Here is a 23,703-nt window from a genome sequence, read left to right on the forward strand (position 1 = left end):
CTTAAATAGTAATTCGCCAGAGACATACCATCTTGATAATTTCCTTAGATCCTAAGAATTGACAAATTACCAGATAAATAATTTTACTTTTTTAAAACCCTTTTCTATTGTTTTACTTGGCTTACATTAATTAATAATGGCTAGAAATGGAAACCTTTTTAATGTATCGTATGATATAGGTAATTCGAAATATTACAGTATAAATAATTTATTCAGAAATTTATAAATAAGAATTTCCTATATTAAAATAAAAAAGAATAATAAGGCCTCAGAACTATGGGGTAGTTTAATCAATATCTTTGCATCAATAATTATAAAAATAAAAAATATGTCATTAGTAGGTAAAAAATTTCCAAATATTTCAGTAGATGCTATGGATCACATGGGTGATGATTTAAAAATAAATATTTTTGAAGAAGCTACTAAAAAGAACAAGAAAGTATTATTGTTCTGGTATCCAAAAGATTTTACTTTTGTTTGCCCTACTGAGTTACATGCTTTTCAGGCAGCTCTTCCTGAATTTGAAAAAAGAAACACGATTGTCGTGGGTGCTTCTTGTGATACAAACGAAGTACACTTTGCATGGCTAAACACATCTAAAGATAACGGAGGGATTGAAGGTGTTACCTATCCTATCCTTGCTGATACAACCCGTAACCTTTCCAATATTCTGGGAATTCTTGACATTCAATCATCTTCATATGACGAAGATTTTGATACAGTAGTTATTGAAGGATCCAATGTTACTTACAGAGCGACCTTTTTGGTAGATGAAGAAGGAAAAGTTTTCCATGAGAGCGTTAACGATATGCCTGTGGGTAGAAATGTTCATGAATACATAAGACTTATAGATGCTTACTCTCATGTACAAAAATACGGTGAAGTTTGTCCTGCTAACTGGGAGGAAGGAAAAGAAGCAATGAACGCAGACCGCAAAGGTGTTGCAGATTACTTATCCGCTCACTAATCCGTTAATTAAAAAAATATTCTCATGATTCAAGAATTAGAACAAGACAATCTTCAGGAAATCGTACAGGATTCTTCAATAGTTATGGTACAATATTCAGCTTCCTGGTGTGGAAATTGTAGAATAATGAAACCAAAATTCAAAAAACTGGCAGAAGGAAATGAAGCTATATCTTTTGTAATAGCAGATGCGGAAAAATTTCCTGAATCCCGAAAACTCGCAAATGTAACCAATTTACCCACATTTGCTGCTTTTAAAGACGGAAAACTGATTAATCAGATTCAAACAAATAAAATTGAACCTTTACAAGATTTATTAAATGAAGTTACCGGTAATTAAGCATTTAACTCAATTTATTGAGAAAAATGATGAAGATTATATTAATGAAACCATCGAAACTCTGGAAAATTTAACAGAATCTCCCGGATTAAAAGATGAAGAACTGGACGTAATCGGAGAACTTATTTCGAATATGTACGGTGCAATAGAAGTTAATAAAATGGTCAAAGACGGCATGGAACCAAAAGATGCATTAAATGCATTTATGAAGAGGGTTCTGGGCTCTATTGATAAATAGTTTTTCATATTTAGCAAATTCAATTCCCTTTAAATATATTTAAAGGGAATTTTTCATGTAAAAAACAGAGATTCCGGTCAATATTATTTTTATATTTCATCCTGAAATTGTAATTTCGCACACTAAAATAATTAAATTTAGAATAAATGACTATTCTTGGAAGGATAAGACAACAGACTGGATTACTGATAGGTATTGTAACCCTTGCATTACTTGCATTTTTAGTGCCTTGGGATACCGTATCGAGTTTTTTCTTAGGACAAAAAGATCCTAATGTTTTTGGTAAAGTTAACAAAGAGGCGATTACCCGTCAGGAATATTACGATCAGCTTAATTTTTTAAGTTCACAATATCAAGGACAATACCCTGAAAATTTACTGGAAGGCGAAGTTTGGAATTCGCTTGTTCAAAATAAATTAACTGAGCAGAAATTTAATTCTGCTGGTTTTATTTTAACTGATAAAATGATTTGGGACATTGCAAAAGCAGCTCCCATGTTTGCCAATGATGCCCGATTTAAAGATAAAAACGGAAAAGTAAATATTCAGCTTATACAGGATGAGTTCAAAAAAATGGAAGATAACCAGAATGCTTCCGCTGAGTATCGCGAAGTCTACAGAACGCTTCTTACTCTGAAAAGAAATTTTGGATATCAGGCCATGTATAAACAATATTTTGGAGCATATTCTGCCGGAATGCTTACGAATGCCAAAGAATTAGATATACTTAGTCAGAATTTTGCGAATACTGCAAATATTGAATACGTGAAAGTAGGATATGATGAGTATTATAAAGCAAATCCTAATTCTGTGAAAGTTACTGATGAAGACTTAAAAGCTTACATTGAAAAACACAAATCTTTATTTAAAATTGATGATAACAGAACATTGGATTATGTTTTCTTTTCTGGCAGACCCACAAGTACAGATGAAAAGGCTACTTTAACTTCCTTGACCTCTCTATTATCCTCCTCTGTTATTGAAGGGGATACTATACAAGCTTTTGGCTCTGTTCGAAATGATTCATTATACATCAGTGAATTAAATACGGCTCAAATCGTTGACAGAGCTTTTACACCTCAATACCGAACGGAAAAACAGTTGTCTCCTTCTATACAATCCTGGGTAAAAAGTGCTTCAATTGGCCAGATATCCCCTTCTTATAAAGAAGGAAATTATTATGTTTTTTCTAAACTTATAGGACGTAAAAGTTCGGATTCTGTCATTGCTGAAAATATTTTGCTTACGTATACCGGAGCATCTGCACAAGTACAGCCTAAAACTCCAAGAAACAAAGAACAGGCAAAAAAACAGGCAGATGAATTAGCCGCTCAAATTGGTGCTAATCCTTCTGATTTTGGAAAACTTGCTGTGCAATATTCGGATGATCCGGGTGCTGCAACTACCGGAGGTGAAATTAAGTTAACAACTTCTCAAGATTTCCCAGCTCCTTACAAGGCTCTTCAGAATTTCCTTGAATCTTCTCCAGCGGGTAAAACAAGTGTGATTGAAACCCCTCAGGGATACATGGTCATAAATATTAAAAACAGAAAACCTGATGGTACTGTTTACAAACTTGCAGATTTAGCAAAAGAGATTAAATCTTCAGAGGAAACTACTGAGCTGGCACGTAAGCAGGCTAATAACTTTATACAAACTATACAAGGTAAATCTTCTAAAGAATTTCAGGATATAGCTAAAAAATCAAAATATGCACCCCTTCAACAATCCGGAATTTTACGTTTCGGAACTCAGTTACAAGGATTAGGTACTGATAAAGATTCAGACATAGTTACCTGGGCTTTTGATTCTAAGAGAAGTTTAGGTGATACCGAAATGTTCACTACCAGTGATCAGAGTTATGTGGTGGTTCGTGTTTCTTCTTTATTTAAAAAAGGTCTTGCAGATCCTTCAATTGTAAGAAAAGAAATAGAGCCTATTGTGCGTAACGAAAAACTGGCAAAAATTGTCAGTGAGAAAATTAATAGTTCTAAACAGAATTTAGATCAACTTGCTTCTACTTACAAAACAGTTAAAAATACAGCTTCTTTTAGTTTTGATAACCCTTCAGTAGGCGGTTCTTTTGAGCCTAAAGTCGGAGGTGCTGCTTTTGGAATCAAGCCTAATAGTGTATCTAAAGCAATTGAAGGTAAATCAGGTGTATATGTTATAATTACCAAATCTATAACTAAAGGTGATGCAGGTAATAAAAAAGACCTGAAAAATCAGCTGATCAATCAGTATTCCAGACAAATGCCTTCTTTACTTTTAAGAACCTTATATCAGGATGCAAATATAGAAGACTATAGAGGAACTATTTTTAATCAACAACAAAAAAGATAGTCACTAGTATTTACTAAATACTTTAAAAATAATATAGCCCGGTATTTTTACCGGGCTATTTTTTATCATTATTAACATTACACTAACATTTCTATAAATGTCTTAATTAAGATTAATGTTTTATATGGCTGAGTTAAACTTCTGTTAATTGTATTAGTGAAATAATAAGTTGGAACAGATTATGCATAATACACATCAGAACTTTAAATTTTAAACCCCATCATGAAAACAAAATTTTTAACTTTAGCATTAGCTGCTATTTTCGGATTAGGAATCGCAAACGCACAAAACGTAAAAGGAGTTAAACAAGAAGCAAAAAAAGAAGCTACGTCTGTAAAAAAAGAAGGTAAAAAAGAAGCAAAAGCAGTAAAACACGAAACCAAGAAAGAAGCAAAAGACGTGAAAAAAGAAGGAACGAAAGAAGCAAAAGCAGCTAAAGCCACTTCCAAAAAAGCGGTAATGTAATAAGAACAAAAATTTATTATAAAAAAACCTCTTATTAAGTAAGAGGTTTTTTTATTTCTAATCTAAATATTTTACATTTTTTATTGATTCAGTAGGATTGCTGCTTCTTTGGCAAAATATGTTGAAATAAGACTTGCTCCAGCTCTTTTTATACATGTAAGACTTTCCAATATAATTTTATCATTATCCAGCCAACCATTTTGTACTGCTGCTTTTATCATTGCATATTCTCCACTCACCTGATATACAGCTACCGGAACGTCAACCAACTCGTGCAAACGAGAAACAATATCTAAGTACGGCAATCCAGGTTTAACCATTACAATATCGGCTCCTTCTTCAATGTCGCGCAGGGTTTCATTAATAGCTTCCCTACTGTTTGTATAATCCATCTGGTATGTTTTTTTATCTCCAAACCCCGGAGCGCTATCCAAGGCATCCCTGAAAGGCCCGTAAAACGAACTCGCATATTTGGCTGCATAACTCATAATTCCAACATCAGAAAAACCATTTTGCTCCAGTGCCTCTCTTATAGCCAGTACCCTTCCATCCATCATATCGCTGGGAGCAATGAAATCCGCACCTGCTTCCGCATGGCTTAAACTCATTTTAACTAAGGCCTCTACCGTTTCATCATTCAATATTTTACCGTCTTCCACAATACCGTCATGTCCGTGGATTGAATACGGATCCAATGCTACATCCGGCATAACCACTATTTCTGGAACTGCATCTTTAATTGCTTTTATGGACTGCTGCATTAAGCCTTCTTTATTCCATGCTTCTTTTCCGGTATTATCTTTTAACGTATCGCTTACTTTTACATATAAATTAACCGCTTTAATGCCTAGGGACCATAATTCTTTAACTTCTTTTACCGTTTGATCTAATGATCGACGATATATGCCTGGCATAGATGGTATTTCTTCAACTACACCCTGACCTTCGGTAATAAACACGGGTAACATAAAATCATTGGTAGTTAGTACGGTTTCTTTAACAAGATCACGAAGTGACTGGTTCGCTCTTAATCTTCTATTCCTATTGTAGAGTATCATTAATTTAATTTTAGTATTATAAACTGTAAAACAGCTCTTATTTTAAAACACTGGCAATCTATATGTTACATTTTAATTCCGCTTCTATCTGCAAAATACTCAGCAAATCTTCTGATTTCATCTGCCACGTCTTCTTCATCCGTAGCTCTTTGATAAGAATCGCCAAGAGAAGCCAATACCTGATGAAAAAAACGTTTCATTTCATCTACCGGCATTTCTTTAGTCCAAAGATCAATACGCAAGGCTTCTTTTTTTTTATCATCCCAAACGGATAATAAAACCGAATTAGTCTCTGCTCCAATAATGCCTCCGTCGGGAGCTGCCCAAACTATTTTTTCAGGAATATGGTTTTCATCTAATTGTATGGAAAAATTAATTTCTGTTTCTTTCATCGTATTACTTTTGTGTATCTGATTTATTTTGGTTCCGGTTTGTATTTAGATTTAGCAAATATTTGATCGTGATTATTAATTTTTATAAAATCCTGTAAACTTATATCCGGATTTTCGTTTATATATTTTCTGGAAATCTGCCAGCCTACCCAGCTACCAATCTGTCCGGGACTTTTTGAATCAGCTTCCGTATAAAATTTGGAAAACGGTGCTAATGTAAGGAATCGATCGGATAATGATATATCATCACTAAATACGTAATTTTCCTGAATGAAATAATTCCAGATTTCAAATTCATTATCTCTTGCCCATTTCATCTGTTCTTCGGTATATCCTATTTTAAACCTATCTTGTAATTTGGGTAAAAAAGCATCTTCAAGGACTAATTTTTTCCCCTGATAAATCATCTGGGATACGAAAGACTGGCTGGTCCATTCTTTAGGAACCCACGATTTTTCATCTATAATCGCACGCGCAACCTTGGGAGCAATAAAATTCTGATCCATAGTTACCTGAAGATATCTGTCAATTTTCATCATATCATAATATTTATTACCATATCCTAAAAAGCAATCTGCCGCAATAAACAGATAGTTCTGGTTGGGAACGTAGGTTACCGGAGAAAGATGATCTGTAATGAATGATGAGTATAAATAAACTTTAGGAACTTCAAAATCCGGATAATAATATTTGATATGCCTGAATAAATTGCTAAGTTCCTCTTTTATTTTATCCTGGTTAACTTTGCTTTTTATTTCAGTATAAATATTTAATTCAGTAGTGTCTCTTCTTTGCTTTTCATATTCTTTGTCCGGGAAGTTTGAATCCAGATAAAAAGTGTATTTTTTCCGAAATTCGGAGATAGGAAATTCCAAATTATAAAAATCTTTGGAAATATCTGTAAAATCTAAATTTACACCGATACCACTTACATCAACATTCCATCTTTCATTTTTTGTACTCTCTTTTCGGGTACAACCTATCAACCCAATAATTACTAGTAAATATTTAATAATCTTCATTATCTTTACATTAAATTTTCTAGATATAAACTATAGACAAAGGTACAATATTATGCGAACAACAGAAGTAATTTCTCATATAGTTACATGGTTAAATGATTACATTACACAATCCAAAACCCAAGGTTTTGTAGTTGGTGTTTCCGGAGGAATTGATTCAGCAGTAGTTTCCACATTAGCAGCAAAAACAGAAAAACCTGTATTGTTGATTGAAATGCCAATACACCAGCCTGTAGAACAGGTAACTCGTGCGCAGGAACATATGAAGTTTCTTGCTGAAAATTTCCCAAATGTTTCTACAAAAAGAGTAGATTTAACTGAGTCTTTTGAAGTCTTGAAAAAAGAATTGAATGTAGATGAACTTCATAAAAACACTTATCTTGCGCTTGCTAATACTCGTTCCCGACTACGTATGACTACCTTATACTATTTTGCCGGATTACACGGGTATCTCGTATGTGGTACAGGAAATAAAATTGAAGATTTTGGAGTTGGCTTTTTCACCAAATATGGAGACGGCGGCGTGGATATAAGTCCTATAGCTGATTTGCTTAAAAGTCAGGTTTACGAAATAGCTAAGGTTTTAGGAGTTTCCCAAGATATTCAAAAAGCTAAACCAACGGATGGGCTTTGGGGAGATGATCGCTCTGATGAGGATCAAATCGGAGCAACTTATCCTGAACTTGAATGGGCCATGAGTGTATATGCAAATCATTCTGCTGATGATTTTACAGGAAGACAAAAAGAAGTTTTTGATATTTATGACAGGCTTAACCGACTGGCACAGCATAAAATTAATCCTATTCCTGTTTGTAAAATTCCAGAAGAATTACTTTAACGGATTTTGAAAACAGATAAACCCTTATCTATTTATTAAAAAATAGTTTTAGGGAAATATCACAATTATTTACAAATTACTATTTTTGCCACTAGAAATTAAAATCTAATATGGGACGCGCATTTGAATATCGAAAAGCTTCAAAATTAGCCAGATGGGATAAAATGGCTAAACAATTCAGCCGAATAGGAAAGGAAATTGCTATAGCAGTTAAAACCGGTGGTTCTAATCCGGAAGCTAATCCGGCATTACGTCGTTGTTTACTTAATGCGAAAGGGGTTAATATGCCTAAGGATAATGTTGAAAGGGCTATTAAAAAAGCTTCGGGAGCTGATGCTGAACAGTACGATGAAATAACTTACGAAGGTTATGGTCCTGGAGGTATTGCCATTTATCTTGAGTGTACTACTAACAATTCTACCCGTACTGTTGCTAATGTAAGGGCTATATTTAATAAGTTTGATGGTAACTTAGGCAAAAATGGTGAGTTGACTTTTATCTTTGACCGAAAGGGTATATTTACACTGGATAAATCTGCTATAACTCTGGATTGGGATGACTTTGAACTTGAAATGATTGATGCGGGAGCTGAAGAGGTTGAAGCTGATGAAGATGAAGTTATTATCACTAGTTCTTTCGAAGATTTCGGTTCTATGAACCATAAATTCGAAGAATTGAAAATAGAGCCTAAGAGTGCTGAGTTGCAGAGATTGCCAAATACTACGAAAGAATTACCTTTAGATCAGGCTCAGGTCATCATGAAAATGCTTGAACGTTTTGAAGATGATGATGACGTTCAACATGTTTTCCACAATATGGAAATAACAGAGGAACTGCAAAATGCAATGAGTTAATTTTTCTAAATTAGAATAACTTTAGAGTTTATCATTTATTGGTAAACTCTATTTTTTTTGATTTCTATCGGGTTTAGCCAACGTTTTTTCTACCCATAAAGTGGCGAATGGAAAGAATGCTGACATAAGGGCAAAAACAAAATCTTCATCATCCCATTTATATATTTTTCGTACAAGAACAGCTAATATTAAATATGCTGTGAAGAAAATTCCGTGAATAATTCCTGCAGGAATCATCAATATAGTATTATGAAAGGAATATTTTAACGGCATAGCAATAAAAAACAATAATACACAGCTTACACATTCTGCATAACAAGCTATTTTAAACCATTGTTCTATTTTTTTTTCGTTCATCTGCTTTATCTATCTTAATCTACAAATATAAAAATTATGAATATATGTTTTTCAACATCGAGGTAGGGCATAAAATCATTTTTCCTTTAACGCTATATCTTCAAACAAAATACCTTCCCATCCGTATTTAATAAAATTTCTAATATTTAAATGATTATTTTCCATCGGCTTTTTTAAAACCTCTTCTCTGTAAAAATCACCAAAAAGATGAAGCGTTTCTTCTTGAGATAGATTGTGTAACTTTGCAAAACTAAATAATTTACAGGATCCATTATTTTGATTTTCTTCATTAACTATTTCTCCATTCTTAAATTTTGTAGGTATAAAATCATACTTATTATCTATGTGCTCAATCACCTCGTTAAATTGAACAGTGTCTGGATAAGTTTTTATCTTTTCAAGTATCATTTGTTATTTTTATTTTTTTCAAAAATAAAACTTATTATTTTACATTTTCAGCATTATTAAAATAAATCTCTACTTAGAGAATAACACTACTCTATAAATAAATATGACATTATTTATTTCTTCTTTCAAAAAGAAATATATTTGTTGAGTTTTAAACAATATTTATCTTAATAAATTTAAATGTACTTTTTAGTTCAAGAAAACATCTATGCAGACCCCGATCATTATAAAATATTTAAAGTTCTAGAAGAACTAAAAATAGAATACGATAAAATCAACTTGACTTACGATACTAAAGATATCAACCTAAATATAAATAGAAACGATATTTTTGTTTATGGATCAGTTACATTAGCCCGTTTAGCTAAAAAACGAACAGACTGGTACCCAGGCTCATTTTACGGGGGAAATCATTTGTATGAAGTTTATTCCAGATACTATACAACTAACTTAGTTAATTATCCAGTAGAAATTCACAAAATCAAAGATCAACTCGATTGGAAAAGTGACGAGAAAAAATTTATAAAACCTTATCTTGATGCAAAAGTGTTTACAGGAAAAGCATTCTCAGAGACTGAATGGACAGATTTTATTTATGAATCTTTACATAATACTTACACTAAACTTCAAGAAGACACACTAATTTTAGTATCCGAATCAACTACGTTATTAAAAGAAGCAAGAATATGGGTAATTGGCAGTCAAATTATTGACAGTGGGTATTACCGATTTAATGAAAACATTCTTTATGAAGATAAAGTCTCTGAAGATGGGCTTTCATTTGCGAAAAATATGATCGATCTCTATCAACCGGAGGAGGCTTTTGTTTTAGATATCGGATTAACTTACAATGGATGGAAGATAGTTGAAATCAATTGTATTAACAGTTCAGGATTTTATCCCAATACAAATGTGAAAGCAATTATAAAAGCGTTAAATATTTATTTCTCGACTACTAAAAAAGAAAATTAAGACAAGAAAAACCTCAAATAATATTTACTGCTAATTATCATTTTTGTAATACAGGCAAAAAATTATACTTTTGTGCAATGTCGTCCCAAGAGCTCTATTTTTTTAAAACTATTGAACAGTTAAGGAATCGTGAGATACTTCAATTATATTCAGGTATACATCCAATTATAAAAAAAGAAAGCGACCAAGTTATTAATTATCTAAAATCAGAATTTGAAAATGAGAGACTTGAATTTTTAAATGATTGTATTGACTTTCATCCCGAAAGTGCTTTATGGGCGGCCAAGCTTGTCTACCATAGCGGCCTATTACTTATTATAAGAGAAAATACCACGGAAAAAATTTCTTCTCTTATACATCCTTTTAAGGGAGAATTAACAACCTCAGCCATTCTATCTGCAGACTTAATGTTGCGATTCTTACCTCCAATTCTAGATTCTCTTAAAATAATAGATGTGGACGATCCTTTAATCCCTAATTTAGAACAGATTTTACATACATTCCATTATTCCGCTATTGGATATTTCGGTCTAAATAAAACTTTAAATTGGGAAAATGAATTGGATGAACCTTTATATAGAAAACTGTATTTAGAAAGGATTATCGAAAAAAAATCCTTTTTTCTTGCTGAACAGCCTTATATAAATAAATTAATTAAGAGCGAATTTGGAATTAACAAAGACTATTTTTGGAAAGAATTAAATTATATAACAGAAGATCATTAATTATGCATACTATTGAAAAACTAACTGCTATACTCACTCATATCAAGAATATTTATATTGGTAAGGAGGAGGTTATTGACTTATTAGGCATCTGTCTTTTAGCTCGTGAAAATGCATTTCTGTACGGACCTCCCGGCACAGCAAAATCAGCTATTGTAAGAACACTGTCTAGCTCAATTATAAATGGTAAAAATTTTGAGTATCTACTTACTCGATTTACTGAACCGAATGAAATTTTCGGTCCATTTGATATCAGGAAATTAAAAGAAGGAGAACTTATTACCAATACAGAAGGAATGATGCCGGAGGCCTCTATGGTTTTTTTAGATGAAATTTTTAATGCAAATTCTGCGATTTTAAACTCCTTATTAACAGCCTTAAATGAAAAAATATTTAAACGCGGGAAAGAAAACAAAAAATTACCTGCTCTTATTTTTGTAGGTGCCAGTAATGTCCTTCCGGAAGATGAAGCATTAAATGCTCTATTTGATAGATTTCTTATTCGTATTAAGGTTGATTATGTAAATATTGAACTTCTACAGCATGTTCTGATAGCAGGAAGAAAATTAGAAAACCATACCAATCTAGAACCTATACCCGCCATTAATCCTCAGGAAATTATTGAATTGCAATCCCTCTGCAGAACAGTAAATTTACATTCAGTTTACGAAGCTTATCTAAAAGCTATAATTGAATTGAGAAATATTGGAATTGCTATTTCAGACAGACGTGCCGTTAAAATACAAAATCTTATAGCTGCAAGCGCCTTAATATGTGGAAGAAATGAAGCTATTTTATCCGATTTATGGGTTTTAAAATATACCTGGGATACAGAGGAACAGATAGAGTTGCTTGAAGGTATCATTAACCGAATTATTGAGAAGGATGATAAAGCGAATGCTCATATACAGGCATTTAAAAATAAAAGCCCTGATCCTGAAGAATTAATGAAAGATTTTAATTTATTGCTTTACAATTGGGAGAATGCTTCTAACGATTTTGATGAACAAAATTTGATTAAAGATAAATTAAGATATTTACAGACCCGTTGCAGCTGGCTCCCTAACGAAGATCAAAAAAAATTCATACTAAAAGAAATTGATGGTTTATGGAAGAAAATTCTTCACAGTTAGTAACCAATTATTTTGCAATTATTCCTAGTTGTTATCAAAGCTACTTAGGCTCAATCAGAAATTGGTCCAACATAGAAATAGCCTGGGACGAACAAGTTGTTTGGTTGAAAAATTTTACAATGGGACAAATGATTTCTTCCGAATTTAAAATACTTCCTCAGCTAGTTCTGTATAGATATGATGATGGATGGTTATTTAAAAATAATGATTTAGTTCCTAGTATGAAATTAAAAAAATTACTTTGGACTCCTATAAACATTGCAATTAAACTTACTTTGCCTTTAAGTAATTCTAATTATTTCGGTATTCAAGAAAAAGTTACAGCATCATTAAAAAGTTCTACTGAAGAACATATAGCAACGGCCATTTATGTAAAATTGTATGATATTGAGACTAATATAGTTAAAACTTCCTCGTTTAAATTAAAAACACTACGGTGGATATTAATTGATAATATGGCTTTAATAATAGGATTACCCTTACTAAGCCTTCCGGGACAGACTTTTTGGGAAAATGACGGACACTTAATACCTTGTGGATATGATTTTGAATTTCGTAATTATAGCAAGCTCTTTCAGAAAAAATACAATCCTTTGCTTAATCACTTGATTTTATGGAATGAGGAAGGTGCTTATGTCATGCTTAGTAAAAATGATTTTACCGAACTTTCTGCAAGCTCTCTTCGGTTAACCCTTCAGAAAAACAAATGAAATTAAACCAATATTTTCAATCGTACCAAGAATACTTCTGGCAATGGGAAACAGATACTGATTTTGCTGATAAATCTGAATTCACAGAAAACAACCTGATTACTATTCCCAACGTAGGTACTATTTCTTATTTCCCATATATTATTGAAGTGCTAAAAGCTCTACAACCACAAGGATTGCCGCCTTTCGGATCTCTTTTACTTGTTATTTATGCAACACAGGAAGGTCCTTTAAATTTAGATGGGATTTTTTATTACCTCAATAGATTAAAATCCAGAAAAGAAATTAGTGAGCTAATTGAGCCTGCCTTATGTTTTCTTGAAATGCTTTCGACTCTAAATAATAATTTAAAAAAGAAACAAAATAAGGTAATTCTTTTACAAACTGTATTTAAAAATTGTCATAATGCTATTTCTGCTAAAAAGGCAGAAATACTTATTGAGCAATATAATCAAAACCCTAAAGTTACATTAGAATGCAGTAAAAAAATAATACTAACAGACTCTGTTCTTAATAAAGATATTGGAACTTTATCTTTGTTACACAAAAAATATCCAAACGCTACAACGCTAATAAACGATATTAAAGGATGGAATAAAGAGCCAGAAGTAGAATTTACCGAACCCATTATTTCTTCAAAATCTGACACTGATTTTATTCAGGAGCTAATAAAAAATCAAGAAACCTTTGAAGTTGGGAGTCTTATTAAGAGAATTCAGAGTGGAATTAAAATACCTATGTATCATCCTTTACTGGGGGAATATCCTACTGGAGATATTGCTGATATAAGCAATAAGGGGGAAATGCACAGAATCATTTTATCAGAGTTCGCTAACGAAAATGAAATGTTTATTAGCAGAATTGCAAATAACGAAGTTTTGTATATTGAAAGGGAAATACCTCCGGAAGAAAACAATCCGCAAAGAATACTTTTACTTGATGTTTCTTTAAAAAACTGGGGAACGCCTAAAATATTAGGATTTGCCACTGCTATTGCTATAATCAAGCATCCGAAAAGTACGATACACAGCTCTGCTGTAATTCTAAACAATAACTCTATATCAACAGCTTTTGAAAATATTACTGATGTTATTCAAGGACTAAATGAGGTCAGTCCTTTACTAGAAAGCTCTGCTTCGTTGAAAAAATATTTTAAAAACGAATATAAAAAAGATCAGGAGATAATTTTTGTGACTTGTCAAGAAAGTATTGAAAATACGGAATTACAAAATACTATTTATTCTAACAGAGATAAAATAAAGTACTTAATTACCACTTCTTTTTCCGGAGAGTTAAATATTTTCAAACATTACAAAAATTCCAGAAAACATCTTCAAAAGATTATATTTCCTTTACAGGAACTATGGGAACCATCTCATATTAGTAACATTAAAAATAATGAATCAGTAGAACTACCTAGTGATTATCCTATTCTTTTACCTCTTCCCGATAACTGGATAAATACCTTTTATTTAGATGGTTTATATTATGCTTTAACATCTAAAAGACAACTGGTGATAATAGACCATGTAACTAAAAATATATTTTCAGGATATAAAACTTTATACTCGCAAATATCAATAAAACTAAAAGGCGATTTTGAATTAGTTAAGAATCTAAATGGAGAGCATGTTTTATATCAATTTCAAAATAAAAAAGCTTTATTATCAAAAATTAATCTGGATACCAAAATTTATTCAGAGCTGGATTTATCTAACAATAAATGGTTTACTCCTGATATTCACCTCATGTGTCTAAATGGACAACTTTACTTACATGATGAAAGATTTACCGTAGTTTATAACCTGAGCATAGAAGGAAATCTTAAAATTAACAAAGTCAATGAATGCAGAAAAATAGAAAAAGAATATAATAATGGAGAGAATCAATATATTGGCCCAAACATACCAGGGGTCAAATTAGTTACAAACATATCTACTATTGGTATAACAAACAAAGAAAAATTAACCATTAATAAATTTGAACTTAATCTTACTGATACTAATTTTTTGTCATTAAACTACCGAACAAAAGATCCGCTTATTTCAAAAGCCCAACAATTTCATAATACATACACGTTTGCAGATGGCAGCTCGATTGTTCATGATAAATATGGTATTCTTATATTCAAAAGTATGGATATAAATATTCCCCAATTTTATATACCTTGTGTATTATTTAAAGATTTAGCTATTGCTACGGACCTAACATTTAGCGGAAACAAGTATTATCTGCCTGAAATTCATCAACTTGAAGTAATAAATATAAAGAAAATGTATTCTGAATATATACAAACCTTTATAAAACATATTATACAATATGATGCTGCAAGTTAAACCTTTCTGGAAAAATTTATATCCTAAAACCGGTATTTTGATCATAAATAGTTCACCATATGCCTGGTTAAAGGAAATTGAAATGATGGAGATAGATTTGGAGAAAACATTAGTCTATGCTATTCCATCAGATAAAGCAAATGTTCTTTATGGCTGTTTTCTGATTTTAAAAGATTATATTCCTAGGGAGGCAGGAAAAAACTTATATTACCAATGCATTAATAATAAGCTGTTTATTCCCGAATACTCAATCATCAACCCTCAGATATGTGATGAAGATCAAATAGTTTTAACTTCTGATTTTTATATCATGAGCCCTGAATTCGGACTAGTGGAACTCCGGGAGATTATTGACTGGACAACAATTATACAGGCCGAGAATATCAATCAAAACATTAAAATTCTCAAACCTGAATCAGGGATTAGAGCTCCAAGTAAGATTAATGAATATATACTTGAAATAGATGAAAATAAATTTCTAGAAGAACTCACTGAACCTAAGACAGAAAAAGAATGGATTAAGGATCTTCCTTTTAACCTTAAAAAAGTTTTGGCTGGCAACCATAAAGAATTTCAAAAATATTTGAACTATATTGAAAAACATCCGAATCGGGCGGTTGATTTAGGTGTACCTCTAGACGTAACCTATTCATCCAGAGGAGACAGCTGGGCTTCATATACTTTCAATAAACCTTTTTTTGAATCATTTTCGCAGAACATAAACAAATTATCAAATGGCCCATACAGATGGACGCTTTATCTCTTAGGGTTTATTTTAATTAAATGCTGTGTAATTTTTATATTTCATCCCGATAAAAAAAATAATTCCACTTCCAAAGAGAATGTTTGGGTATATCCAACAACTTCTATGTTAAGTAAAACTGAAATTTTTAAAACGTTAGATTCGATTTATGGATATCAGAAACAAATAATTGATAAAAATCTTCAAGAAATATCTACTGATAAGAGCAATAAAAGTTCTAATCAAAAAGATCTTAATACATCTGATATTAGAGAAATATCAGATTTGAAAATGGACAAAATAAAGCTTTCGTATGATTCTTTAGTTGAAATATATAATAAGAAAATTGAAAATTATATAAGTATAAAATCTAATCATTATTTAATTCTGATTCGGGATTCTTTACAACATGTAAACCCATACCATTCAATTACTACCGAACAAATAAATACAATATGGAATAAAAAATCTTCATTAATACGAGATTCTTTAGAACAAAAATATGGAATTATTCCAAAATCAACTTTTACATCTGATTTTACTGCCGAAAAACCTAAAAAAACTATTGACAGGAACACTTCATTTATTGAAATATTTTCACTTTCGATATTCTTATTATGTCTTTCTTCTTTTTATTTATTTATATTTAAAAATAAATCTGTGAATTTTGGAGGAAATAAGATTTCTTTTGTAACCAAATTAATATTACTAATCTTTTTGTTAGGTACGATCATTTATTTACTTTACCCTCTCATTGAAAATTTTGGATATAACTGGTTCACATATATTATTATATTTTGTTGCTTCTTGATTCTATTACGACTATTTGATGAAAATAAAAATATATTAAATGCAGATGATGAAAAATAAACAAAATTTTATTGATAAATTTTATTCAGCCATTTTTATTCTTGGAATATTAAAGCTGGTTGGAATATTATCCAAAATAGTAGATTTTTCTGTAAAAAGTATTATAGTTGAATTAGTCATTTTTTTTGTCATTATGTTTATTATTCTCTCTATTATATCACGTTTAAAACGTAAGAATAACAACAACACTAATTATTCAACAGACAATACAAATACAGCTGCAATTAATTCTTCTAATTTTAATAAAATCAAAAACAAATATGAACAAATTGCTAAAAATTATATTAAATCAAAAGAATATAAAAAAGCGGCTAAAGTATATTCAAAACTTTTAAATAACAATTATAAGGCAGCTAAAGTTTTAAAAGAAGGAAAATTGTATAGCGAAGCGGCTATTATTTATTTAAAACTACTTAAAGACAAAAAAGCGGCTGCTCAATGTTATGTGATGGCCTTTCAATATCATTCTGCAATAAGTTTATACAGAGAATTGAAGGAATATGAAAAAGTGGGTGATTTATATATTGCAATACATGATGTAAATAGTGCCAACAATTATTACCAAATGGTTATTAATAACTATATTCAAAATAATCAGTTCGTAAAAGCATCTTTAATTTATAGTAAAAAAATGAATGATTGTGATAGTGCTCAAAAAATTCTGCTCGATGGATGGAATAAAAATCTTGACGCTTATAACTGTCTTATCATTTATTTAAATAATTATACTGATAGCTTCAAATTAAAAGAAGAAATTGAACGTTTGTATTTTTTAGTTTTACCTAATCAAAAATTAATTTTTCTCAAGGTTCTTAAAAAACTTTTCACTAAAAACAAAGAACTACAAACTTTAATAAAAAATATGGCTTATGAAATAATCGCTGATAAAATTAATTCGCATCCCATGGTAGTTAATGAACTTCAATATTTTAATCCACAAGATACATTTATTAGAAAAGATATTATACGGTACAAAACTGGAAATAATAAAATATTTACCGGTTAATCATTAGTTTTTTATAAATATCATTTAATTAACTTCTGTTTAGCTATCAAGACAATAAGCCTTAAACATTTGAATTGTTTTTTTAAAATATAATATTCTTAGCATTATCAGTTAATTTCATTTATATATGTTAAGTTCTATACTTTTACTAAATTTGTAAACTATGAACTCAAATAAATCCTTGGAAACTATTTTAAAAAGTATCCCTGAAAATGTTAAATTAATTGCTGTATCTAAAACTCGTTCTGTAGAAGAAATACAAGCTATGTATGATGCGGGACAAAGGGATTTTGGAGAGAATAAAGTTCAAGAGCTTACTCAAAAATATCCTGTTTTACCTAAAGATATTCACTGGCATCAAATTGGGCATCTTCAAAAGAATAAAGTCAAATATATTGCACCTTTTATTGACTTAATACATTCTGTGGATAGTGAAGAATTACTTCAAACCATTAATAAAGAAGCAAAAAAAAATAGTCGTGTGATTTCTGTTCTCCTGCAAATTAAAATAGCTCAGGAAGAAACCAAGTATGGACTTTCTTTCGATGAGGCATTAAAGCTTTTAGTAGAGAAAGAATCAGGTAAATTTGAACATGTTAAAATTCGAGGGTGTATGGGAATGGCTTCGTTTACCGATAATATTAATCAGATTAAAGAAGAGTTTTCTTCTCTAAATAATTTCTATGTTTCCCATCAAAAAGAATTTGATTTAACAATTTTATCTATGGGAATGTCTGATGATTACCCTATCGCTATTGAATGTGGAAGCACAATGGTTCGAATTGGAAGCAAGCTATTTGGGCCCAGAGATTATACCCATTGATTATCAATAGGAATTGCCGTACTTGCAATTTCTTTAATCGTATTACTTTCTGTAAAAAGATAATCAATTCGTCCAAGCAAAAGACCTGCCCATCCTACCTGATTTAGCAATACTTCTTTCCCTTCTTTATTGAGGTATTTTTCAGGTTCTTTAAAAAATGTGTGCGTATGTCCTCCTAATACCAAATCTATATTAGACGTTTCTTTACATAATTTGATATCGCAAACTTTATTAGGATCACCCGGATATTTATATCCAATATGAGATAAACATATAACTAAGTCGCATTTTTTCTCTTTTTTTAACATTCTTGCTCTATCCTGAGCTATTTCTATCGGATTATTATATTGAGTTTCCAAATAACAAGTGGGTGCCACAAGTCCTTCCAGTTCAACTCCTATACCAAACAATCCTACTTTAACGCCTCCTTTATCAATAATTTTAAAATCTTTAGTACATCCTTCTAAAATTGTATTAGTAAAATCATAATTGGAACATAAAAAATCAAATCCTGCATGTGGTAATTGGCTTTTAAAACCTACCAATCCATTATCGAATTCATGATTTCCCATCGTAGAGGCTTCATATCCCATTTTTGTCATTAGCTTAAATTCGAGCTCCCCCTTAAAAAAATTAAAATAAGGAGTCCCCTGAAATATATCTCCGGAATCGACCAGCAAAACATTTTCTTGCTCTTTCCTTATTTTGTCTATTAACGTTGCCCGACGTGCAAAACCTCCCTGACCTGGATTTTTAGTATATGTTGCAGGAAATGGCTCTATACGGCTATGTTGATCATTTGTATGTAATATGGTAATTTTCTTGTCCGATTTTAGTATATCAGATGCAAATGCAATGTTGGGAAGTGTTAATGCAGTTCCTGCAATTGCTGATGTTTTTATAAAGTCTCTTCTCTTCATGTTATAATTAATTTTGAAACTGTAACCTTATTTCATTACTATTCGGAAGTGTTTTATATGTACTCATTTCTTCGATAAGTGCATCTCTTAAAATAATTTTAGGAATAATTTTATGTTCAGATTTCGTAAAAAAATACATACGGTCTCCACCTGTCATTAAATAGTCATTAGTAGCAACCCAATACGTTTTATTTTTATCGAAAGGCTTTCCAGCAATTTCTGCTACTAAAGTTTGGTTTTGATTATAGACTATTTTTATTCCTGCTAAAGGATGCCCTACTTTTTCTTTTTGAAGATACTCAAACATTTCCTGCATTAATATTCCATTCATTTGAACAAAAACCACTTCATTTTCGAAAGGAGCAACTTCAAATACAGAACCAACGGTAACTTCTCCTTTTGGAATTATAGTTCTCACCCCACCTAAATTTAATAAACAGAAATCTGGTAAAGAAAGATTATGCTTATTAGCATACTTCTTGGAATAATCTAATATTAAATCTGCAAGTAAATTTCCTTCATTACTCGAATAACCAGATTTTGTATAGTCTTCGTTTGCATAGGTTACGTGCTGACTCATAATAGAATCAATTTGATGCTTATATGGCTCAATTTTTCTGGCAAGTTCTTTATTTTCTTGTATCTCATCGTCAATAACTGAATTGAGATAGGTTTTATGAAACTCATGAGTAACCGACGTTTTGCAGCCGATCAAAAACAATGTGAAAAACGTATATAAACTTAGTTTTCTGATTACTTTCATAAATATTAGCTAAAGAGGTTTTAAATTTTTCAAAAATACTAATATTTTATATGCACTTTTCTTATTTTTTAAATAAAAACAAATGACTATAAAAGCTTATCTTTGTTATTCAATTTTTTCAACCTTAAATAATTCAAAGTATATTAAATGAAAATCCTTATAACAGGAATTGCCGGATTTATCGGATATCACCTTGCGTCTGTACTTTCTGAAAGGGGAGATGAAATAATAGGTCTTGATAATATTAATGATTATTACGATGTTTCAATTAAATTCGGAAGATTAAATAATCTTGGATTTACAGAGTCTGATTTAGCTTACAACTGTATCATTAGAAGTCATAAATATTCTAAATTATCGTTTATTAAACTAAATCTTGAAGACAAAAAAAATCTAGATCAATTATTTTTAAAAGAATCATTTGATAAAGTCATCAATCTTGCTGCTCAGGCTGGAGTACGATATTCTTTAGAAAATCCTCAGGCTTATATAGATTCTAACATCATAGGGTTTACAAATATTTTAGAATGTTGCAGGAATTACTCAATAAAACATCTAACTTATGCAAGCAGCTCTAGTGTTTATGGATTGAATGAAAAACAACCTTTTTCTACAAAGGATAATGTGGATCATCCTTTGAGCTTATATGCCGCAAGCAAAAAAAGTAACGAATTGATGGCTCATACTTATAGTCATTTATTTAATATACCTACTACAGGATTACGTTTTTTTACTGTTTACGGACCTTGGGGCAGGCCTGACATGGCCTTGTTTCTCTTTACTAAGGCTATTTTAAATAACGAGCCCATTAGTGTATATAACTTCGGTAAAATGCAACGTGACTTTACATATATTGCGGACATTATAGAAGGTATAGTACAGGTTAATGATCACCCTCCATCCGGTAACAAAAACTGGGATCCTCAAAATCCAGATCCATCAACCTCTTTTGCTCCTTATAAGTTATATAACATCGGAAATAGTAAACCTGTTGAATTATCCTATTTTATTGAAACTATAGAGAAGGAATTAGGGAAACGTGCTATCAAAAACCTTTTACCTTTACAGGCCGGTGATGTCCCATCTACTTTTGCTGATGTTAGTGATTTGATGGCTGATTTTAATTTTAAACCTGAGACTTCTGTTGAAACCGGGATAAAACATTTTATCGACTGGTATAAATCTTTTTATCAAATTACTTAATTTTTTGACACAATAATTTATGTTCTTAACTTCTCAATCATTGAAAATTTCTGTTATAGGCCTAGGATATGTAGGAATGCCTCTTGCTTTGGAATTTGCAAAAAAATATAAAGTCATTGGATTTGATTTATCTTCTGATAGAGTTACTCAATTAAGAAATTCTTTTGATCATACGTTAGAAGTTTCAAAAAGTGAAATTTCAGACGTTTTAGTAAAATCATCCGATTTTATTGAGTCTTCAAATGGTTTTTTTCCTACCAATCAAATTGACGATATAAAAGATTCTTTAGTTTATATAATTACTGTGCCCACACCCGTGGATTCATCTAATCAGCCTGATTTAACTCCTTTGCTCATGGCTAGTACAACTGTAGGGAAGGTCATAAAAAAAGGAGATTTAGTCATTTACGAATCAACTACCTACCCAGGATGTACAGAAGAAGATTGCATTCCGGTTATAGAAAAAATATCCGGATTAAAATATAACATTGACTTTTTCGCTGGTTATTCTCCTGAAAGAATAAACCCTGGTGATAAGGTAAATACCCTTACTAAAATAAAAAAAGTAACTTCAGGTTCAACTTCAGAGACGGCTGATTTTGTAAATAAACTTTATGCTTCCATTATAAAAGCAGGTACTTTTAAGGCATCTAGTATAAAAGTGGCTGAAGCCGCTAAAGTAATAGAAAATTCTCAGAGAGATATAAATATTGCTTTCGTTAATGAACTTGCAAAAATATTTAATTTGATGGGAATTGACACTTCGGAAGTATTAGAAGCTGCTGGCACAAAATGGAATTTTCTTCCTTTCAAGCCGGGATTAGTAGGAGGCCATTGTATAGGTGTTGATCCTTACTATCTTGCACAAAAAGCTATGAAAATGGGTTACCATTCTGAAATTATCTTAGCTGGCAGACGTTTAAATGATTCAATGGCCTGCTATATTTCTTCTGAAGTTATCAAGTTAATGATAAAAAGAGATATTATTATTAATAACTCTTCGATTTTAGTTTTAGGATTTACTTTTAAAGAAAACTGTCCTGATGTAAGAAATACTAAGGTGATTGATATTGTAAAGAGCTTAAAAGAATATGATTTATCTGTAACTGTGTATGATCCGGTAGCAGATCCTAAAGCTGTAAAGCGTGAATACGGTATTGATATTCTTACCACCCTTCCTCTACAGGCTTTTGATACTATTATATTAGCGGTTCCTCACGACGACTTTAGAAACATAAATATCAAAGACTTATGTAAAGAAAAATCTTTAATTTATGATTGCAAATCTTTTTTAAATAAAGAAGTAGCCGATCATCGGTTATAATGAATTTAGTTATTTAGAAGTTTTCTCCTGATTGACAATAACCAAGGCAAAATGCCTCCGTATTTAAGATAATATTTGTTTAAATTTATTTCTATTGGAAGATTGTATTTTTTTGAAGTATTTTCGTAAAATCGTAAAAACTTAAAGAGTTCTTTTTTTGGAAAGTGCTTTTCATAATTTAAAAAAATATCTTTATAAAACAAGCATGCTCCATATCCTTTAATATCTTGTTTGTCATTTTTACCTGATATATTATAATTTCCAGAATGAATGTAAAATGTAGCTTCTTCTATAAAATAGAAGTTACCAAAATCTGTGAATTGCAGCCAAGCCATATCATCACTAGGCCAAGCTAAAGGATATTTTTTAAATTTATATTTTTTATATGCTGTATATCTGAAAATATTTTCGCTTATACTATTGCGAGATCTACCATAGGTTCGGTCTATATAACATTTAACCGTTGAATATATTTTGGGATGGCTTGTCCTGTAAGAATAAAATTTATTGTTATCGTCAACTAACTGTTGAGCGTACTTTATTAAGTTTATATTTAAGCTATCAACTTCTTTCAGATGACTATAAAAACTTTCTATAACATTATCTGATAAATAATCATCATCTCCCAAAATCATAATCCATTCCTCTCCTTTAGTCTCATCAATTACTCTTTCCCATTGTTCTACTAAATTTTTACTGCCGAGGTTAGTTGGATATTCAAAATATTCGAATTGTCTATCCGACAAATATTCCTGAATCAAGTCTTTGGGATCTTCAGGACTGGCATCATTACCAATGTAAATGTTAAACCTTTGATTGGTTTGCTTTTTTAATGAATCTAAAGTTTGTGCAAAAAATTGTTTTTTATAATAAGGTATTACAATTGCTAACTTCAT

General features: G+C 31.0%; 25 protein-coding genes. 17 read left to right on the forward strand and 8 right to left on the reverse strand.

The annotated features are described in order from the left end of the window. Nucleotides 1-328 precede the first annotated feature (328 nt). The 5 genes from EOV51_RS03775 to EOV51_RS14620 all read left to right on the forward strand — a co-directional run bounded on the left by EOV51_RS03775 (nucleotide 329) and on the right by EOV51_RS14620 (nucleotide 4,351). On the forward strand, nucleotides 329-967 hold the full coding sequence (locus EOV51_RS03775) for a peroxiredoxin (protein WP_128150000.1): 639 nt from the start codon (nucleotides 329-331) through the stop codon (nucleotides 965-967). 24 nt (nucleotides 968-991) lie between these two features. Beyond that, nucleotides 992-1,306, forward strand: coding sequence for a thioredoxin family protein (locus EOV51_RS03780; protein WP_128150002.1), 315 nt, complete (start codon nucleotides 992-994; stop codon nucleotides 1,304-1,306). Then, nucleotides 1,287-1,544 (forward strand): DUF6952 family protein, encoded by a 258-nt coding sequence (locus EOV51_RS03785; protein WP_128150004.1) that lies wholly within the window; start codon nucleotides 1,287-1,289, stop codon nucleotides 1,542-1,544. The genes EOV51_RS03780 and EOV51_RS03785 overlap by 20 nt, the downstream gene beginning before the upstream one ends. Nucleotides 1,545-1,690: 146 nt before the next feature. Further along, a complete protein-coding gene (locus tag EOV51_RS03790; RefSeq protein ID WP_128150006.1) occupies nucleotides 1,691-3,886 on the forward strand; it encodes a peptidylprolyl isomerase in 2,196 nt (731 codons plus the stop codon). A 222-nt stretch (nucleotides 3,887-4,108) separates the two neighbouring features. Beyond that, entirely contained in the window at nucleotides 4,109-4,351 is a 243-nt protein-coding gene (locus EOV51_RS14620; protein ID WP_164875241.1) for a hypothetical protein, read from the forward strand. A gap of 80 nt (nucleotides 4,352-4,431) precedes the next feature. On the opposite strand, the gene hemB is transcribed toward EOV51_RS14620, so the two are convergent. From hemB to gldB, 3 genes are all read right to left on the reverse strand, one after another. After that, the gene (gene hemB, locus EOV51_RS03800) at nucleotides 4,432-5,409 is read right to left on the reverse strand and encodes a porphobilinogen synthase (protein WP_128150010.1); all 978 of its coding nucleotides are present in this window, start codon (nucleotides 5,407-5,409) and stop codon (nucleotides 4,432-4,434) included. A 65-nt stretch (nucleotides 5,410-5,474) separates the two neighbouring features. After that, nucleotides 5,475-5,801: a gliding motility protein GldC gene (gene gldC / locus EOV51_RS03805; RefSeq protein ID WP_128150012.1), complete on the reverse strand. Its 327-nt coding sequence runs from the start codon at nucleotides 5,799-5,801 to the stop codon at nucleotides 5,475-5,477. A 23-nt stretch (nucleotides 5,802-5,824) separates the two neighbouring features. Further along, the gene (gene gldB, locus EOV51_RS03810) at nucleotides 5,825-6,823 is read right to left on the reverse strand and encodes a gliding motility lipoprotein GldB (RefSeq protein ID WP_128150014.1); all 999 of its coding nucleotides are present in this window, start codon (nucleotides 6,821-6,823) and stop codon (nucleotides 5,825-5,827) included. A 52-nt stretch (nucleotides 6,824-6,875) separates the two neighbouring features. Here gldB and nadE point away from each other — a divergent pair, with 52 nt between their 5' ends. Beyond that, on the forward strand, nucleotides 6,876-7,661 hold the full coding sequence (gene nadE / locus EOV51_RS03815; protein ID WP_128150016.1) for an NAD(+) synthase: 786 nt from the start codon (nucleotides 6,876-6,878) through the stop codon (nucleotides 7,659-7,661). Between the two features lie 110 nt (nucleotides 7,662-7,771). Next, on the forward strand, nucleotides 7,772-8,515 hold the full coding sequence (locus tag EOV51_RS03820) for a YebC/PmpR family DNA-binding transcriptional regulator (protein ID WP_128150018.1): 744 nt from the start codon (nucleotides 7,772-7,774) through the stop codon (nucleotides 8,513-8,515). A gap of 48 nt (nucleotides 8,516-8,563) precedes the next feature. Here the strand turns inward: EOV51_RS03820 and EOV51_RS03825 are convergent, their stop codons facing one another. Then, nucleotides 8,564-8,872, reverse strand: coding sequence for a DUF3817 domain-containing protein (locus EOV51_RS03825; RefSeq protein ID WP_128150020.1), 309 nt, complete (start codon nucleotides 8,870-8,872; stop codon nucleotides 8,564-8,566). A 75-nt stretch (nucleotides 8,873-8,947) separates the two neighbouring features. Further along, nucleotides 8,948-9,280, reverse strand: a complete 333-nt coding sequence (locus EOV51_RS03830; RefSeq protein ID WP_128150022.1) for a HopJ type III effector protein — start codon at nucleotides 9,278-9,280, stop codon at nucleotides 8,948-8,950. Nucleotides 9,281-9,460: 180 nt separating this feature from the next. On the opposite strand from EOV51_RS03830, the gene EOV51_RS03835 reads away from it, so the two are divergent. The 8 genes from EOV51_RS03835 to EOV51_RS03870 all read left to right on the forward strand — a co-directional run bounded on the left by EOV51_RS03835 (nucleotide 9,461) and on the right by EOV51_RS03870 (nucleotide 18,597). Then, a complete protein-coding gene (locus EOV51_RS03835) occupies nucleotides 9,461-10,252 on the forward strand; it encodes an ATP-grasp domain-containing protein (protein WP_128150024.1) in 792 nt (263 codons plus the stop codon). A 77-nt stretch (nucleotides 10,253-10,329) separates the two neighbouring features. Next, nucleotides 10,330-10,977, forward strand: coding sequence for a hypothetical protein (locus EOV51_RS03840; RefSeq protein WP_128150026.1), 648 nt, complete (start codon nucleotides 10,330-10,332; stop codon nucleotides 10,975-10,977). Beyond that, on the forward strand, nucleotides 10,941-12,110 hold the full coding sequence (locus tag EOV51_RS03845; RefSeq protein ID WP_228427711.1) for an AAA family ATPase: 1,170 nt from the start codon (nucleotides 10,941-10,943) through the stop codon (nucleotides 12,108-12,110). Before EOV51_RS03840 ends, EOV51_RS03845 begins: the two co-directional genes overlap by 37 nt. Continuing rightward, nucleotides 12,086-12,820, forward strand: a complete 735-nt coding sequence (locus tag EOV51_RS03850; RefSeq protein WP_128150030.1) for a hypothetical protein — start codon at nucleotides 12,086-12,088, stop codon at nucleotides 12,818-12,820. Before EOV51_RS03845 ends, EOV51_RS03850 begins: the two co-directional genes overlap by 25 nt. Next, a complete protein-coding gene (locus tag EOV51_RS03855) occupies nucleotides 12,817-15,156 on the forward strand; it encodes a hypothetical protein (RefSeq protein ID WP_128150033.1) in 2,340 nt (779 codons plus the stop codon). The genes EOV51_RS03850 and EOV51_RS03855 overlap by 4 nt, the downstream gene beginning before the upstream one ends. Then, nucleotides 15,140-16,768, forward strand: a complete 1,629-nt coding sequence (locus tag EOV51_RS03860; protein WP_128150035.1) for a hypothetical protein — start codon at nucleotides 15,140-15,142, stop codon at nucleotides 16,766-16,768. The genes EOV51_RS03855 and EOV51_RS03860 overlap by 17 nt, the downstream gene beginning before the upstream one ends. Next, the gene (locus EOV51_RS03865; RefSeq protein ID WP_228427712.1) at nucleotides 16,755-17,774 is read left to right on the forward strand and encodes a tetratricopeptide repeat protein; all 1,020 of its coding nucleotides are present in this window, start codon (nucleotides 16,755-16,757) and stop codon (nucleotides 17,772-17,774) included. The genes EOV51_RS03860 and EOV51_RS03865 overlap by 14 nt, the downstream gene beginning before the upstream one ends. A 163-nt stretch (nucleotides 17,775-17,937) precedes the next feature. Beyond that, complete coding sequence (locus tag EOV51_RS03870; RefSeq protein ID WP_128150039.1) at nucleotides 17,938-18,597, forward strand: YggS family pyridoxal phosphate-dependent enzyme; 660 nt, start codon at nucleotides 17,938-17,940, stop codon at nucleotides 18,595-18,597. On the opposite strand, the gene EOV51_RS03875 is transcribed toward EOV51_RS03870, so the two are convergent. Together EOV51_RS03875 and EOV51_RS03880 are read right to left on the reverse strand one after the other, a co-directional pair. Beyond that, the gene (locus tag EOV51_RS03875; protein ID WP_128150041.1) at nucleotides 18,585-19,517 is read right to left on the reverse strand and encodes a metallophosphoesterase; all 933 of its coding nucleotides are present in this window, start codon (nucleotides 19,515-19,517) and stop codon (nucleotides 18,585-18,587) included. The genes EOV51_RS03870 and EOV51_RS03875 overlap by 13 nt on opposite strands. Nucleotides 19,518-19,524: 7 nt before the next feature. Beyond that, a complete protein-coding gene (locus tag EOV51_RS03880) occupies nucleotides 19,525-20,280 on the reverse strand; it encodes a 5'-nucleotidase C-terminal domain-containing protein (protein ID WP_128150043.1) in 756 nt (251 codons plus the stop codon). 147 nt (nucleotides 20,281-20,427) lie between these two features. Here EOV51_RS03880 and EOV51_RS03885 point away from each other — a divergent pair, with 147 nt between their 5' ends. Both EOV51_RS03885 and EOV51_RS03890 read left to right on the forward strand, forming a co-directional pair. After that, nucleotides 20,428-21,483, forward strand: a complete 1,056-nt coding sequence (locus tag EOV51_RS03885; protein ID WP_128150045.1) for an NAD-dependent epimerase — start codon at nucleotides 20,428-20,430, stop codon at nucleotides 21,481-21,483. Between the two features lie 19 nt (nucleotides 21,484-21,502). Beyond that, nucleotides 21,503-22,807 carry a nucleotide sugar dehydrogenase gene (locus EOV51_RS03890; protein WP_128150047.1) on the forward strand — a complete coding sequence of 435 codons (1,305 nt, stop codon included), beginning with the start codon at nucleotides 21,503-21,505 and terminating at the stop codon, nucleotides 22,805-22,807. Nucleotides 22,808-22,812: 5 nt separating this feature from the next. On the opposite strand, the gene EOV51_RS03895 is transcribed toward EOV51_RS03890, so the two are convergent. Then, on the reverse strand, nucleotides 22,813-23,703 hold the full coding sequence (locus EOV51_RS03895) for a glycosyltransferase family 2 protein (RefSeq protein ID WP_128150049.1): 891 nt from the start codon (nucleotides 23,701-23,703) through the stop codon (nucleotides 22,813-22,815).

Origin of the sequence: Apibacter raozihei, assembly GCF_004014855.1 — a bacterium.
Taxonomy (GTDB): Bacteria; Bacteroidota; Bacteroidia; order Flavobacteriales; family Weeksellaceae; genus Apibacter; species Apibacter raozihei.

Excerpts from the sequence above, each read along its gene's own strand:
- hemB (WP_128150010.1), bottom strand. The coding sequence starts at position 5,409 with ATGATACTCTACAATAGGAATAGAAGATTAAGAGCGAACCAGTCACTT.
- EOV51_RS03840 (WP_128150026.1), top strand. The coding sequence starts at position 10,330 with ATGTCGTCCCAAGAGCTCTATTTTTTTAAAACTATTGAACAGTTAAGG.
- EOV51_RS03875 (WP_128150041.1), bottom strand. The coding sequence starts at position 19,517 with ATGAAGAGAAGAGACTTTATAAAAACATCAGCAATTGCAGGAACTGCA.
- EOV51_RS03855 (WP_128150033.1), top strand. The coding sequence starts at position 12,817 with ATGAAATTAAACCAATATTTTCAATCGTACCAAGAATACTTCTGGCAA.
- EOV51_RS03850 (WP_128150030.1), top strand. The coding sequence starts at position 12,086 with ATGGAAGAAAATTCTTCACAGTTAGTAACCAATTATTTTGCAATTATT.
- EOV51_RS03895 (WP_128150049.1), bottom strand. The coding sequence starts at position 23,703 with ATGAAGTTAGCAATTGTAATACCTTATTATAAAAAACAATTTTTTGCA.
- EOV51_RS03780 (WP_128150002.1), top strand. The coding sequence starts at position 992 with ATGATTCAAGAATTAGAACAAGACAATCTTCAGGAAATCGTACAGGAT.
- EOV51_RS03860 (WP_128150035.1), top strand. The coding sequence starts at position 15,140 with ATGATGCTGCAAGTTAAACCTTTCTGGAAAAATTTATATCCTAAAACC.
- gldB (WP_128150014.1), bottom strand. The coding sequence starts at position 6,823 with ATGAAGATTATTAAATATTTACTAGTAATTATTGGGTTGATAGGTTGT.
- nadE (WP_128150016.1), top strand. The coding sequence starts at position 6,876 with ATGCGAACAACAGAAGTAATTTCTCATATAGTTACATGGTTAAATGAT.
- EOV51_RS03865 (WP_228427712.1), top strand. The coding sequence starts at position 16,755 with ATGATGAAAAATAAACAAAATTTTATTGATAAATTTTATTCAGCCATT.
- gldC (WP_128150012.1), bottom strand. The coding sequence starts at position 5,801 with ATGAAAGAAACAGAAATTAATTTTTCCATACAATTAGATGAAAACCAT.
- EOV51_RS14620 (WP_164875241.1), top strand. The coding sequence starts at position 4,109 with ATGAAAACAAAATTTTTAACTTTAGCATTAGCTGCTATTTTCGGATTA.
- EOV51_RS03885 (WP_128150045.1), top strand. The coding sequence starts at position 20,428 with ATGAAAATCCTTATAACAGGAATTGCCGGATTTATCGGATATCACCTT.
- EOV51_RS03825 (WP_128150020.1), bottom strand. The coding sequence starts at position 8,872 with ATGAACGAAAAAAAAATAGAACAATGGTTTAAAATAGCTTGTTATGCA.
- EOV51_RS03790 (WP_128150006.1), top strand. The coding sequence starts at position 1,691 with ATGACTATTCTTGGAAGGATAAGACAACAGACTGGATTACTGATAGGT.
- EOV51_RS03890 (WP_128150047.1), top strand. The coding sequence starts at position 21,503 with ATGTTCTTAACTTCTCAATCATTGAAAATTTCTGTTATAGGCCTAGGA.
- EOV51_RS03775 (WP_128150000.1), top strand. The coding sequence starts at position 329 with ATGTCATTAGTAGGTAAAAAATTTCCAAATATTTCAGTAGATGCTATG.
- EOV51_RS03785 (WP_128150004.1), top strand. The coding sequence starts at position 1,287 with ATGAAGTTACCGGTAATTAAGCATTTAACTCAATTTATTGAGAAAAAT.
- EOV51_RS03880 (WP_128150043.1), bottom strand. The coding sequence starts at position 20,280 with ATGAAAGTAATCAGAAAACTAAGTTTATATACGTTTTTCACATTGTTT.
- EOV51_RS03835 (WP_128150024.1), top strand. The coding sequence starts at position 9,461 with ATGTACTTTTTAGTTCAAGAAAACATCTATGCAGACCCCGATCATTAT.
- EOV51_RS03870 (WP_128150039.1), top strand. The coding sequence starts at position 17,938 with ATGAACTCAAATAAATCCTTGGAAACTATTTTAAAAAGTATCCCTGAA.
- EOV51_RS03820 (WP_128150018.1), top strand. The coding sequence starts at position 7,772 with ATGGGACGCGCATTTGAATATCGAAAAGCTTCAAAATTAGCCAGATGG.
- EOV51_RS03830 (WP_128150022.1), bottom strand. The coding sequence starts at position 9,280 with ATGATACTTGAAAAGATAAAAACTTATCCAGACACTGTTCAATTTAAC.